Below are 12,323 nucleotides of genomic sequence, written 5' to 3'. Positions count from 1 at the left end.
TGTCGCGGCACACCTGGCACGTAGCATGGGCGCATGAGGTCTCCCGCGACGCTTTCCGACATCGTCACCTCGTTTCTGGATGTCGTGCACGATCGACTTCTCGCCGACCGCCGCGGTGACGTCGCGGATTACATTCCCGAGCTCGCCGATGCAGCACCCGACAAGTTCGGCATCGCACTGTGCGGCCTGAACGGTCGCGTGTACGAGAGCGGTGACACCCACATTCCGTTCACGATCCAGTCGGTGTCGAAGGCGTTCGTGTATTCGCTCGCACTTGACGACATCGGCATGAACGCCGTGCACAATCGCGTGGGTGCCGAGCCCAGCGGCGAGGCATTCAACTCGGTGAAGCTCGAGTCGAGCACCGGTCGTCCGCCGAATCCCATGGTGAATGCCGGCGCCATTGTGACCACGTCGTTGGTCAACGGGTCATCTCCGGAGCACCGCTTCGAGCGCATCCTCACCCGTCTCAGCGCATTCGCCGGTCGAGACCTGGCGATTGACGAATCAGTTTTCACGTCGGAACGTGTTTCAGGCGACCGCAACCGAGCGCTGGCCTACCTCATGCGCAGCGCCGGGTCGCTGTCGGCCGATGTCAATGAGACGCTCGACGTCTACTTTCGCCAATGTTCTGTGCTCGTCACCTCCCGCGACCTCGCGGTGATGGGAGCGACTCTGGGCAATGGCGGCGTCAACCCCATCACTGGGCGTCGCGTCACCAGCGCCGAGACGTGTCAGCACGTCATGACGATCATGGCAACGTGCGGCATGTACGACTATGCGGGGGAGTGGCTGCTGCGCGCCGGTTTGCCCGCGAAGTCCGGCGTTGCAGGCGGTCTCGTCGCGGCATCCCCCGGTGAATTCGGGCTCGGGCTCTACAGTCCGCGTCTCGATCACAGCGGCGCGAGCGTGCGCGCGGTTGTCGCGGCCCAGCAGCTTGCCCGTCGTTTCGGGCTTCATATTCTGCACCGCCCCCTCACGCTCTCCGCAGCCGAGGTGACGGCGGCGACAGAGGAGCTTGACGAGGGGCTCGGCGCGATTCAGGATGCTGACGCAGCACAGCTTCTCTCCGACAACGCCGACGATCTCGCAGTGTGGCGTCTGCGTGGCTACATCGACTTTGACGGTGCAGAGCGTCTCATTCTTGATCTTGAGGATTGGCTCGATTCGCGTCCGCCCGATCGCATTGCCCCTGCAGTCATCGTGCTCGATCTCACCGAGGTGACGCAGTTGCAGTCTGTCGCTGTGTGGATGCTCGCCGCTCTCGCCTCGTGGTGTGGTGAACGTGGCATGCGCGTAATCGCGAGCGACCCGCAGGGCCGCAGCCTCGGTGTCGCTGGGCTGTCGCAGGCAGCCGACTTTGAGGCGGCGGTTCAGGATGCCGCGGAGTCGGCCTCCGCAGACGACTGACCGACGTGCGCTATAACGAAAAGCTAGCTGTGTTGTTTAGCCGATTCTCGCACGAAATATGTGGAAGCCCTGGTTGCGGATGGCGCGTTACATCCATTTGCGTCGCTTGAAGATTACGTACAGCAACACTGCGAAAGCGACCATCAGTCCAACGGCCATCGGGTAACCAAATGCCCAGTGAAGCTCGGGCATCACATCGAAGTTCATTCCGTATATTGCGCCGATCAGCGTGGGCGCGAAAAGAATGGCCGCCCAGCCTGAGATCTTCTTCATATCTTCGTTTTGGCGCTGGGCCACGAGCGTCGCGTTCACGTTGAGAATCTGCGAGAGCGACTCGCGCAGGTCAGATGAGCGTGAGTGGGCTCGCGTCAGGTGGTCGGAGACGTCGCCGAGATAGGACTGGAGTTCGTCGGGGATGTTGTGCTTGGCAAAACCGGCGCGCAACGAGTCGAGCACCTCGGTCAATGATGAGACGGTCTGCTGCATGTCAACCACCTCTTGACTGAGTCGGTAGATGCGCTCCGCCACCGCGGCATCGCCGCTAAAGACCTGGCGTTCGATCTGCTCTTTGTCGATCGCCAGACCTTGCAGAACCGGGGAGTACCCATCGACGATGGCATCAAGGAGTCTGTAAAGGACGGCTTCAGGGCCAAGCTTCAAAAGGTTCTCATCGGCAAGTAGCGTTCGCTCCCGGCGGTCGAGCGTCGATGCCTGACCCTCGACGAAGTCTGAGCCTTCTGTGCCATCGATCCACCGTAGGTCCTGACACAGCACAGCGACCGCGCCGGGACGGACGAGGACGTGGAACTCAGCGAAGTCCACCTCTTCTGCCTCATCGATGTAACGCGCCGAGCGTGCGACAAGGAAGAGTACGTTGCCGTATCGCTCGAGTTTGGGGCGTTGGCGCGCATTCATCAGGTCTTCGCGCAGCAGAGGGTGCAAAGTCCACGCCTCGGCGAGCTCTGAGATTTCTGAGGACGTGGGTGTGGGGTAGAACAACATAGCCATATTGCCGGCATTGCCATGTGAAAATCGCAGTGCGTCGGTTACGGGGGTGCCCTCGGGTTGCCGCGCGGGATGGCCGTTGGTGACATACTGCGTCAGGTGCGGCCTGCCTGCTGTTGGCATCGGCTGCCCACCGCTTTGTCGCCGAAATCGATTGATGCGACGAATCGCTGGTTCTCCTGGTGCTCGCTGCGGCATCGGAACCTCCTGAACTCTTCAGTCTCAATCATGCCTGATGCAACACGAGCGCTGATCGAGATGCGAGAGCTCAGGACGGTGCCAGTATTTGCGAAACGAGCCCTGCACAGTCGGACGCCGCTGTGCTAAGAGCGCCGCCGCAGGCTGACGTTCTGCAAGCGAAGACTGTTCGATACCACCAACACACTCGACAGGCTCATGGCTGCCGCCGCGATGAGCGGATTCAGCAGGCCGATCGCCGCGATCGGCAACGCGGCTAGGTTGTAACCGAACGCCCACCCCAGATTCCAGCGGATTGTGCGACGCGTACGTCGAGCCAGCGCAATCGCCTCAGGGACGGCGAACAGGTCGTCACGCACAACGATGATGTCTGCAGATTTCATCGCAATGTCGGTTCCCGTCGCAATGGCGAGACCCAAATCAGCGGCTGCAAGAGCCACAGCATCATTGATGCCGTCGCCCACCATCGCCACCTTCGTGCCGCCCCCCTGCAGCTCGCGAATGACATCGGCCTTCTGGGCAGGACGAACACCCGCATGCACCTCGTCGATGCCAGCTTCGGCAGCAATGCGGTGGGCGGCGCGCTCTGAGTCTCCCGTGAGCAGAACTGTGCGAATTCCCTGAGACCGCAATGCGGCGACGGCTTCGGCAGCATCCGATTTGATCGTGTCGGCGATTTCGATTACTCCAACGACACACGCATCGATTGCGACAACCACAACCGTGCGAGCACCATCGACAGCGGCATCGATCGCGGCATCGACCGACGTCAGCTCGACGTCGCACTCACGCATGAACGCGGGGCTTCCGACGATCACGTCGTGATCATCTACGCGTGCATGGACTCCGAGACCCGGATGGGTCGTGAAGTCGCTCGCGCCAGGCACGTCCGAAATTCGTCGCTCTGCCTCAGCCAGAATCGCCGTAGCCACGGCATGTTCTGACCCGCGTTCGACCGCTGCTGCCACGCGCAGCACCTCGTGAACGGGCATCGACGTCGTCGCGGTCACGGCGTGCACCGACATCCGCCCCGTTGTCAGCGTTCCTGTTTTGTCGAGAACCACGGTTGAGATCATTCCGCTCGCCTCAAGGGCGTCGTGACCTTTGATCAGGATGCCGAGGCGCGCGCCCCGGCCGATGCCGACCATGAGCGCAGTCGGGGTCGCGAGCCCGAGCGCACAGGGGCAGGCGATGATCAGCACAGAGATGCCGATGCCGAACGCACGGGTAAACGGAGTTCCCGAGAGTGTCCAGACAACAGTGACAATGACAGCAAGCGTGATCACGGCCGGAACGACGTACCCGGTGATGCGGTCGACGAGCGTCTGCACACCTGCTTTGCGTGCTTGCGCTCGCTCGGCTAGGGCAGCCATCTGGGCAAGTTGAGAGTTGGCGCCGACTGCTGACGCTCGCAGCAGCAGCCATCCGTTCGTGCTCACGGTTCCGCCCGTCACAGCGGAGCCGGGGGAGACTTCGACGGGGACAGGTTCTCCCGTCATCATGCTGGTGTCGACGGCGGCATTGCCTTCGAGAACCTCGCCGTCGGCGGGAATCGTCTCTCCGGGCAACACGACTACATGGTTGCCGGCGTTCAACGCGGCGATGGGCTCGACAACGTCGACAGTGTCACCGCGGTCGGTGGTGCCTCGACGAATGCGCACGTGCGTTGCAGCGAGCGCGCCGAGAGCACCGAGCACATCGCCTGCCTTGCGGCGCGAGCGCGTCTCGAAATAGCGGCCGGCCAGCTGAAATGTCGTCATGCCTGCCGCAACGTCGAGGTAGATCGAACTTGCTCCTGCTGGAGTCATGCCAAAGCCCAACCAGAACCCCGGGTCGCCGGTATCGCCGAACCCGAGCAGCAGCGACAGCACAGCCCAGCCAAACGATGCGGCGATGCCGAGCGAGACCAGCGTGTCCATGCTCACCGAGCCGTGGCGCAGATTGCGCAGCGTCGCTCGGTGGAACGGCCATGCCGCCCATGTCACGATCGGCAGTGCTGCGAGCACGCACACGAGCTCCCAACCGGGGAACCGCCAGCCTGGAACGAGGGCGAGCACAATCGTGATGTCCATGAGCGGCACGGTGAGCAGCGCCGACACCACGAGGCGACGACGCAGCGACGTGATGCGGTTCTCGGTCGCTCGCTTCGACCACGTGTCATCGGAGTCATCATGAACGTGCGCGCCATAGCCGGCTTTCTCGACGCGTGCGATCGCCTGGGCGGCATCCGCTTCCCCGATCCCGTGCACACGGGCGCGCTCTGTTGCATAGTTCACGGTTGCGCTCGCCCCGTCGAGCTTATTGAGTGTGCGTTCGACGCGACGGGCGCAGGCGGCGCAGGTCATTCCGGAAATATCGAGATCGAGCGCGGCGTCGGCGACGACACGTGTCGCGCCGCCCGAGGGCACCATCAAGGATTCTGCGGTCATGTCTCAACTCGCGCTTCTGCGTTGTCGGCGTGTGTACTGTCGGCTTCTTCGGCACCGGGTGCGTCTGCGTTCTCTGTTTGAGGGCTCGGGCCGACGGAGGGCTGGCGGTCTCTGAGCGAGGCGAGCATGGCGTTGTAATCGTCGAATTCATCGTCTCGACCCGTGTCGATGTGCCGGTCGACGCGTTTCGCTTCGCGACCGTCTTGCCGTGACCATTGAACGGCAAGCACAACGATGACGATCATCAGCGGAATCTCGCCCCCAGCCCAGGCAATGCCCCCGCCCGCGTACTGCGATGCGGCGAGATTTGCCCAGGGCATGTCGAGGTAGCGGTAGAAAGTTTCGGCGACGATGTCGTTGCTGGTCATGAGAATGACCCCGAAGAATGCGTGAAACGGCATCGCCGCGAGAACGTAGCCGAGTTTGCCGATGTGCGGAAGCGGGCGGGGCGGCCGGTCGACGCCGATCACGAGCGAGTAGAACAGGTACCCGATCACGAGAAAGTGCACGTTCATGAGCTGGTGCGCCCAGTGAAAGCGCATGTAATCGCCGAAGATTGGGCTGAAGTACAGCGCGTAGTACGACGCGATGTAACCGATGAACACCAGAAGCGGGTTGAAGATGAGTTGCAGCGGCTTCCACGTGAGAACCCGTGAGATCCACTCGTGCGGTCCCGCCGGACCCGTTCGCGTGGGTTTCGAAGCGCGTAGCAGCAGTGTGACGACTCCGCCGAGCACCAGGAACATCGGTGCGAGCATGTTGAGCGTCATGTGCACGATCATGTGAATGGCGAAGTCGGGTGCCGAATACCGGCCGAAGCCGGAGCTGGTGATGAACACCACTATTGCCCAGCCGGTGATCCACGCGATGGTGCGCCCGACGGGCCACGCATCGCCGCGTTTGCGCAGCGTGCGCGCGGCGATCAGGTAGACGGCGATGGCGGCGATCGCGATGGCGACGAACAGAATGTTGATGCGCCAGTGCGTGAACAACACGAGCGGTGTCGGGGCATCCGGAGTGTTGAAGCCCATGTAGACCTCGGCGATCGACGTCGCCTGAAAGTAGTTGGGGGGAGGGATGCGGCTGATCGCCACGTCCACAGCTGTCCACGCTGCGGCGCAGAGTCCCGCAAGCGCGAAGCTGGTGGTGAGGGTGCGATCCGTGAGCCTGCCTGAACGCAGTCTGAGAACAAGCACAGCGATGACGATGGCGTCGACGAGCAGCACGGCGCTGCGCGCGATGACTTGCCACCCCGTCATGGAATCGAGGATGCCGGTGCCCGAAAGTTTGAAGAGAGAGACGATCGGGTCGGTCACGATCATCACGGCGAGGCTCACCGCCACGATGCCGGTGAATCGCTTGAGCATGCGTGGCGGCATCAGCTGGCCCGTTGCAACGCGTGCGGCCGCGACAATGAGTACTCCGAAGTGCACTGCGGCGGCAATTGTCAGAAGGTAGCCCGAGTCTCCGCCGAGGTCGTGGTTCTGCCCGACAAGCAGCTGTCCGACGGCAGCGGGCGCGAGCAGCCCGAGCACGGCAGCCGCGAGCGGAATGAGCAGACTGGTCCAGCGCGTTGCGAACTGACTGGCGACGCACACGAGGCCCGCGAGCACGAACGTGAACGTCCAGGCGATGGGGTGGTCGCTCGCGCTGTAGAGGTATGCGAACGCACCCGGCTCGTTGAGCTTCGACAACGGAACACCATTGGCGTCGGCGGCTTCGAGAACGACGAGCGCGCCGGCCGTCACCGACCAGATGGCCGACGCGACGCGCAGAACGGTGAGGCCAACTCCCGTGGGTACCCTGGTCGATGTTGTGCCGCGTGCGTCGCGAAGAAACAGCAGTGCGACGAGCGCGCCGACCGTTGCCGTCGAGGTGATTCCGGCGATCGTGTGCGCGATCGTTGTGGCAACCGCGACGTCGAGGCCGGGGAAGCCCGAGACCACAGCGGTATAGGGAGCGTCGCCCGCCAGCACCGCCGTCGCGACCGGAAAAGCGAGAAGTACGGCGAGGCTGAGTACCGACACGGCACCGATGAGGCCGCGACTTCTGTGGATCACGGGAGCCGCGGCGGCGCTCGCTGTTGCATCGGAGAGTCGGAGTTGCACAATTGCTAATTCTACATGAGATAGTAGTTAAAACGGATGCTGGCAAGCGGGAGAATGGCATGGTCGAGGGCGCGTGGCTTCAGTGGTCGCTCTCGCTCATTTTCGCCCTAACTGGGCTGCATTCACTCGGCCTCACGGCGGCAAGCCGAAGCATCGAGCAGGCAACGGGTCACGTGCTGCACGTCATCATGAGCCTCGACATGGTTGCCATGTGCTGGCCGTGGTGGAGCAGCATTCCGGCTCTTCCTCAAGCCCTCGTGTTCGGCGCAGCTAGTGCCTGGTTCGCCGGACGGATCGCGTGGAAATGGCGACGCGGCGAGGCATCCCCGCATTTCGCATTGCATCAACTGTCGCACCTGGTGATGATGCTCGTGATGGTCTGGATGGTCGTCGCCATGGGCCCGACGGCCGCGGCGGAGGGCGATGCGGCCCCGGTCGCGGCCACGGGACATAGCCACGGGATGCTCGGGCCCATCGCCGGACTGAGCGGCTCCGTGCTCGTCGCGCTGCTGATCGCCGCTGGAGTGCTGTTCTGTCTCACCGCGCTGCGCCGCGACGGCGGAGGACGGCTGCATGCATCGGCGAATGGGGCGATGTGCGTGGGTATGGTCGTGATGTGCTGGCCCATGATGGCGAGCTGATGTTCGCGACGTCGCCCATCACCGAGAACGTCGCGCTGCTCGTTCAGATTGCGCACACGCTCGCAACACTTGTGTTTGCCGGGGTGGTGTTCTGCGAGGTGCTCGTGGTGCGGCTGAGGTCGACACCGCGGATGCTCCGACGAGTTCGATCTGCCGCGGGAGTTGCTGCCATTGTGCTCGCGCCGCTGCTCGTCGTCACCCAGGCACTGCGTGTTTCAGGCCGGAACCTCGTGGACGTCGTTCACCCCGTTGCGTGGGTTTCGGCGGTCTGGTGGCAGCTTGCGGCATCCGGTGTTCTCTCTGTCGTCGGCATCGCCTTTGCTCTCGTCATGCTCGCCGTGCGTCGTCGCGGGGGCGTGCCGGTCGTAGCGGGAGTGGCCGCCGTGCTCGCGGCGGCGGCAGCGGCATCCGTTCCGGTTCTGCTGGGGCACACACAGAGCGTCGAGCCGATGTGGCTGATTCAGATCGTCGACATCGTGCATCTGCAGGTTGCGGCGTTCTGGGTTGGGGGCACGTGCGCGCTTGCGCTCTACTACGCTGGCGTGCGGGCGGGCGAACGGGGTGGCATCGCGACGGAGGCTGCGCACGTGACAGTGCGATTCTCGACGATTGCGCTGGTGACGGTGATCGTTCTCACGGTCGCGGGTGTTGCCCTCGCCGTGCTCGTGTTCGACGAACCCGAGGCACTCGTGTCGACGTCATATGGTCGCATTCTCGTGGTGAAGACGGTGCTCGTGCTCTGCGTCGGCGTCGCCGCTGGCTGGAATAGGCGCAGACTGCTGCCGCTCATCGAGCGGCAGCCCAACGACGAGGCCGCGTGGGCAGCGCTTCGGTATGCGGTGCTCATCGAGGCTGCGCTGCTCGTCGTTGTCGTGGTGATCAGCGGCTTGCTCTCTGATGCCGATCCGCATGGGCATTCAGGAGTGGATGCCGCAGCCCCCGCCGCGCTGGCGGTGCCCGTCAGATCTTGATCGCAACGGGCACGCGGCGCGAACGCGATCGCGGCCAGCGCCGTATTGCGAGACGCTCGGCGCGCAGGTGCAGCCCGGCGTCACCCGTGAGATCTCCGATCGCCGCGAGAGCATTGGCGAGGTGAACTGGGCCCGCTTGTTTGGCTGCGGCATCGTCGGCGATGAGCTCGAGCAGTAGGGTCGTCGCACGCTTGAGCTCGCGGCCGGCGCGCAACCGAGGCGGAAGGCACGCTGTGTTGATGGAGGCGACGGCCTTCAGCAGGTGGTGGCGGCCACGAAGGTGCGCGTACTCGTGGGCGATCACCGCCTGAAGCTGGGGGCGGGTCAGCGCGGCCTCGAGTCTCGACGGAATGATGATGGCCGGGTCTCTTCCCGGAAGCGAGCAGGCGACCACGTCATTGCTCGTGATGCGTGCGAGAGTGAGCGCGCGCCGCTCGTCGACGGAACCGTGTGCGGGAACGACGTCGCTCAACGACACTCTCGATGCGTGCACGATGGGCTCGGTGGTCGTGACGATGAGGGCAATCGCGGCACCCACGATGCCGAGGCCGAGCCAGGAGCCCACGGTGAGGGCAATCGCGGTTGCGCCGTCGGGAGCGTCTCCGGCCATCAGTCCGCCGATGACCGCGGCGACGATCGAGGCGACGACGCAGGCGCATCCGAGCGCACACGCGGAGAACCACATGAGCAGTGCCGTGCGCGGGTGGCGCACAGCCCACGGCCCCGCCTTGAGCACTGTGGGTGTGACGACGATGAGCACGAAGGCTGTCGCGACGAGGGCGGCGGAGAGCAGCATCCGGTTGCTACTTTCTGCGCTTTCTGCGCGGCGCACCGATGGCGTCGCGCAGCACCGCGAGATCGTCGTCGTCGAGGTCGCCAGTGAATTTGAGGAGCGCCGCGCGACGGTCGCCGACGTCTGCAAGTGCCGAGTGCATCGAATGGCTGGCCTGCTCCGGTTCTGAGCGCACGGCGGAAAAGCGCACCTTGCGGGGCGACTCGGCGATGCGTGTGACAAGCTGTTTCGTCTCGAGGCGATCGAGCGTTGTGAGCACCGTGGTGTATGCAGGCGCGTGACCGCTCAGGGATTCTTGGATGTCGCGCGCACTGAGAGCAGCTTCACTCGACCACAGCACCGTCATGATGGCGCGCTCAAGCTCACCGCGTTCCCGTGTTCGTGCACCTGCCACTGTCGATCCTCCGGTTCAATGCTATCCCGGGTGGCGCCGAACGCCGGTTCAGGAACTCAGCTCGGCAGCAGCCTGCGTGGCGCGGTCGATGGCGGATGGTGCCGGAGTGCCCGTCGAGAGCCGCTCGATGAGCTCGTCGAGAATCATTGCAACACACCAGCCCTCCGGCGGCATGCGGCAGCGCGTGATGATCGCGCTCGAACCCGAGCTGGTGATTATGGACGAGCCCACGACGGCGCTCGACGTGGTGATGCAGCGGCAGATCGTCGAGGATGCTGGCAGTCGCGAGGTATACCACGAGCCGCGGCACCCGTACACGGCGGGGCTGCTGCACTCGTTCCCGCCGTTGCGGGGACCCAAGCGCGAGCTCGGCGGGATTCCCGGGTCGCCTCCCGATCTGCTGTCGTTGCCGACCGGATGCCGCTTTCGCACGCGCTGCCCGTATGTGGTCGACGCGTGCGCGCAGAGCGTGCCGCAGCTCGACGGCACGGTGTTCGGCGATGAGGAGCCTCACCGCAGTGTCGCGTGTCATCTGCACAACGATGCGGTCGACACACCGCCGGTGCCGTCGGAGCTCGCTGTGCGTCCCGAGGGCCGACGTCTGCTCGGCGTCGACTCGCGGTGACCGTGAGCCGCGCTTTGTGACGGCTGGGCAATGTGCCGAGACGAGGATAGAGTGCCGGCGCGAGGATGCTTTGGGGAAAACGCCCTCGTGCCAGCACTCTATCCTCGCGCCGGCACCACGAACGCCGGCGACAGCTGTATCGTCGCAACCGCGAACTTCGGCGTGAAATCGCGCTTGGTAATGTGACGGATATGACCGCTGGAATCCGTTATAGCTCGACGACGCCATGCCCCGATTTGCACGCCATCGCAGCGCTGTCACTGTTCCGTGTCGATGTCGTTGGCTGACGCAGAGCCTGGCGAAAAGCCAGGCGACGACGTGCTCATTGCGTTCGGCGCAGCCCCCGCACGTCCACGGAACTTGACCGGTGGCCGCGGCCGAACGTGGATGGCCGGCAACGTGGTGTTTCGCCCGCACGGCGACGCGGAGGAGTCCATCTGGAAGGCGAGAGTGCTCGCCGATCGTGAGCCGGCACACGGTTTTCGAACGTCACGCCCCATACCTGCCGCAGACGGAAACTGGGTCTATGGCGGATGGGAGGCATGGGAGTGGCTGGCAGGGGAGACGGATGAATCCCGCGTTGTTGACGTCATTCGTGCCGGAGCCGCATTTCACGAGGCGATCGTCCATTTACAACGCCCCGCCTTCATCGATCACTCCGATGATGCATGGAGTCGTGCTGACCGAATGGCGTGGGAAGAGAACCCCCTGCCGCGGGGAAGCTTTATGAGACGTCTTGAGCGTGAGTTTCAACCCGTGCTCTCGCCATCGCAGGTGATTCACGGCGACCTTTTAGGCAATGTGATGTTCGCTCCCGACCTGCCGCCGGCCATCATCGATTGGGCGCCGTATTGGAGGCCCGCAGGTCTCGGTGCGGCAATTGCTGCCGTTGATGCCTCGTGCTGGCATGGGTGGCCTGCTGGCCGGCTCGCCGAACTGGGCGACGGTATTCCAGAATGGCGACAGTTGTTGGTGCGTGCCGTGGCATTTCGCATCGCGACGCTGCACAATCTCGACAGCTGGGGCGAAGGGATGGACGAGCGTCACGAACCCGTGGTGAGCGCTGTGATCTCCATCCCGTCGTGATTCTCTCACAGCACCATTCGGTCGACAGGGTGCCGACGCGTTGCACTAGTCGATGCGACGCATGAACACCGATGCGACGCCGACGCTCAAGCCGGTGCCAGGGCTCGACATCGAGAAGTACAAGCCGCAGCTGATCGAGCGGTTCTCCAACCCTGGCATCCGTGACACCGTCGCCCGGCTGTGCGCGGAGTCGAGCGACCGCATCTCCAAGTGGCTGCTGCCTGTCGTGCGCGATCAGCTGGCGATGCCGGAGCCCCACGTGCGGTTCGCCGCCGCGATCGTTGCCAGCTGGGCTCGCTATGCCGAGGGTGTCGATGAGCAGGGTGGGCCCATTGATGTCGTCGACAGGCTGAAGGAGCGCGTGATGGCCGCGGCGCAGCGGTACCCGAACGACAAGCACGCGTTCCTGCGCGACAAGGAGCTGTTCGGCGATCTCATCGATCAGCCGGTGTTCGTGGAGGCCTACGATCGCGTGCTCTCGTCGCTGCACGAGGTCGGAGCGCGCGAGACGCTGAGGATGCTGCTGGGCCACGCTTCGTAGCGAAGGCACCACTGCCCGTCGTCCGTCACGTGGCGGCGATCTGGCGCAGGGCGTGACGTGAACCGCACGTGAACGGTTGTTTCATATTCAGAAAAATTATGAACATAACGTCCGTACATGGT

General features: G+C 64.0%; 11 protein-coding genes. 6 read left to right on the top strand and 5 right to left on the bottom strand.

Translation table 11 applies throughout. The annotated features are described in order from the left end of the window. Positions 1–33 precede the first annotated feature (33 nt). Entirely contained in the window at positions 34–1,410 is a 1,377-nt protein-coding gene (gene glsA, locus HCR76_RS14370; RefSeq protein ID WP_166987816.1) for a glutaminase A, read from the top strand. 87 nt (positions 1,411–1,497) lie between these two features. Here glsA and HCR76_RS14365 read toward each other — a convergent pair whose 3' ends face one another. The 3 genes from HCR76_RS14365 to HCR76_RS14355 all read right to left on the bottom strand — a co-directional run bounded on the left by HCR76_RS14365 (position 1,498) and on the right by HCR76_RS14355 (position 7,150). Then, positions 1,498–2,613 carry a magnesium and cobalt transport protein CorA gene (locus HCR76_RS14365; protein WP_166987819.1) on the bottom strand — a complete coding sequence of 372 codons (1,116 nt, stop codon included), beginning with the start codon at positions 2,611–2,613 and terminating at the stop codon, positions 1,498–1,500. Positions 2,614–2,738: 125 nt separating this feature from the next. Then, positions 2,739–5,042 (bottom strand): heavy metal translocating P-type ATPase, encoded by a 2,304-nt coding sequence (locus tag HCR76_RS14360; RefSeq protein WP_166987821.1) that lies wholly within the window; start codon positions 5,040–5,042, stop codon positions 2,739–2,741. Next, the gene (locus tag HCR76_RS14355; protein ID WP_198248069.1) at positions 5,039–7,150 is read right to left on the bottom strand and encodes a cytochrome c oxidase assembly protein; all 2,112 of its coding nucleotides are present in this window, start codon (positions 7,148–7,150) and stop codon (positions 5,039–5,041) included. The genes HCR76_RS14360 and HCR76_RS14355 overlap by 4 nt, the downstream gene beginning before the upstream one ends. Positions 7,151–7,209: 59 nt before the next feature. On the opposite strand from HCR76_RS14355, the gene HCR76_RS14350 reads away from it, so the two are divergent. Beyond that, positions 7,210–7,791, top strand: a complete 582-nt coding sequence (locus tag HCR76_RS14350) for a DUF5134 domain-containing protein (protein WP_166987824.1) — start codon at positions 7,210–7,212, stop codon at positions 7,789–7,791. Beyond that, positions 7,767–8,762 (top strand): copper resistance D family protein, encoded by a 996-nt coding sequence (locus HCR76_RS14345; protein ID WP_166987826.1) that lies wholly within the window; start codon positions 7,767–7,769, stop codon positions 8,760–8,762. The genes HCR76_RS14350 and HCR76_RS14345 overlap by 25 nt, the downstream gene beginning before the upstream one ends. On the opposite strand, the gene HCR76_RS14340 is transcribed toward HCR76_RS14345, so the two are convergent. Further along, positions 8,752–9,558, bottom strand: coding sequence for a M56 family metallopeptidase (locus HCR76_RS14340; protein ID WP_166987829.1), 807 nt, complete (start codon positions 9,556–9,558; stop codon positions 8,752–8,754). The two genes, HCR76_RS14345 and HCR76_RS14340, sit on opposite strands and share 11 nt — an antisense overlap. 7 nt (positions 9,559–9,565) lie before the next feature. Then, positions 9,566–9,949: a BlaI/MecI/CopY family transcriptional regulator gene (locus HCR76_RS14335; protein ID WP_166987831.1), complete on the bottom strand. Its 384-nt coding sequence runs from the start codon at positions 9,947–9,949 to the stop codon at positions 9,566–9,568. A gap of 76 nt (positions 9,950–10,025) precedes the next feature. Here HCR76_RS14335 and HCR76_RS14330 point away from each other — a divergent pair, with 76 nt between their 5' ends. From HCR76_RS14330 to HCR76_RS14320, 3 genes are all read left to right on the top strand, one after another. Then, positions 10,026–10,574 (top strand): oligopeptide/dipeptide ABC transporter ATP-binding protein, encoded by a 549-nt coding sequence (locus HCR76_RS14330; RefSeq protein WP_280529485.1) that lies wholly within the window; start codon positions 10,026–10,028, stop codon positions 10,572–10,574. 273 nt (positions 10,575–10,847) lie between these two features. Further along, the gene (locus tag HCR76_RS14325; protein ID WP_166987836.1) at positions 10,848–11,660 is read left to right on the top strand and encodes a hypothetical protein; all 813 of its coding nucleotides are present in this window, start codon (positions 10,848–10,850) and stop codon (positions 11,658–11,660) included. A 61-nt stretch (positions 11,661–11,721) separates the two neighbouring features. Further along, the gene (locus HCR76_RS14320) at positions 11,722–12,201 is read left to right on the top strand and encodes a mannitol dehydrogenase family protein (protein WP_244971407.1); all 480 of its coding nucleotides are present in this window, start codon (positions 11,722–11,724) and stop codon (positions 12,199–12,201) included. Positions 12,202–12,323: the final 122 nt, after the last annotated feature.

Source organism: Paramicrobacterium chengjingii (assembly GCF_011751765.2).
Taxonomy (GTDB): Bacteria; Actinomycetota; Actinomycetes; order Actinomycetales; family Microbacteriaceae; genus Paramicrobacterium; species Paramicrobacterium chengjingii.
The sequence above is the reverse complement of the archived record's forward strand: the minus strand, read 5'-3'. Positions and strand labels throughout refer to the sequence as shown.

What these genes read in the sequence shown, in the direction of transcription:
- glsA (WP_166987816.1), top strand. Translation starts at nt 34, where the DNA reads ATGAGGTCTCCCGCGACGCTTTCCGACATCGTCACCTCGTTTCTGGAT.
- HCR76_RS14365 (WP_166987819.1), bottom strand. Translation starts at nt 2,613, where the DNA reads ATGCCGCAGCGAGCACCAGGAGAACCAGCGATTCGTCGCATCAATCGA.
- HCR76_RS14360 (WP_166987821.1), bottom strand. Translation starts at nt 5,042, where the DNA reads ATGACCGCAGAATCCTTGATGGTGCCCTCGGGCGGCGCGACACGTGTC.
- HCR76_RS14350 (WP_166987824.1), top strand. Translation starts at nt 7,210, where the DNA reads ATGGTCGAGGGCGCGTGGCTTCAGTGGTCGCTCTCGCTCATTTTCGCC.
- HCR76_RS14340 (WP_166987829.1), bottom strand. Translation starts at nt 9,558, where the DNA reads ATGCTGCTCTCCGCCGCCCTCGTCGCGACAGCCTTCGTGCTCATCGTC.
- HCR76_RS14325 (WP_166987836.1), top strand. Translation starts at nt 10,848, where the DNA reads ATGTCGTTGGCTGACGCAGAGCCTGGCGAAAAGCCAGGCGACGACGTG.
- HCR76_RS14320 (WP_244971407.1), top strand. Translation starts at nt 11,722, where the DNA reads ATGAACACCGATGCGACGCCGACGCTCAAGCCGGTGCCAGGGCTCGAC.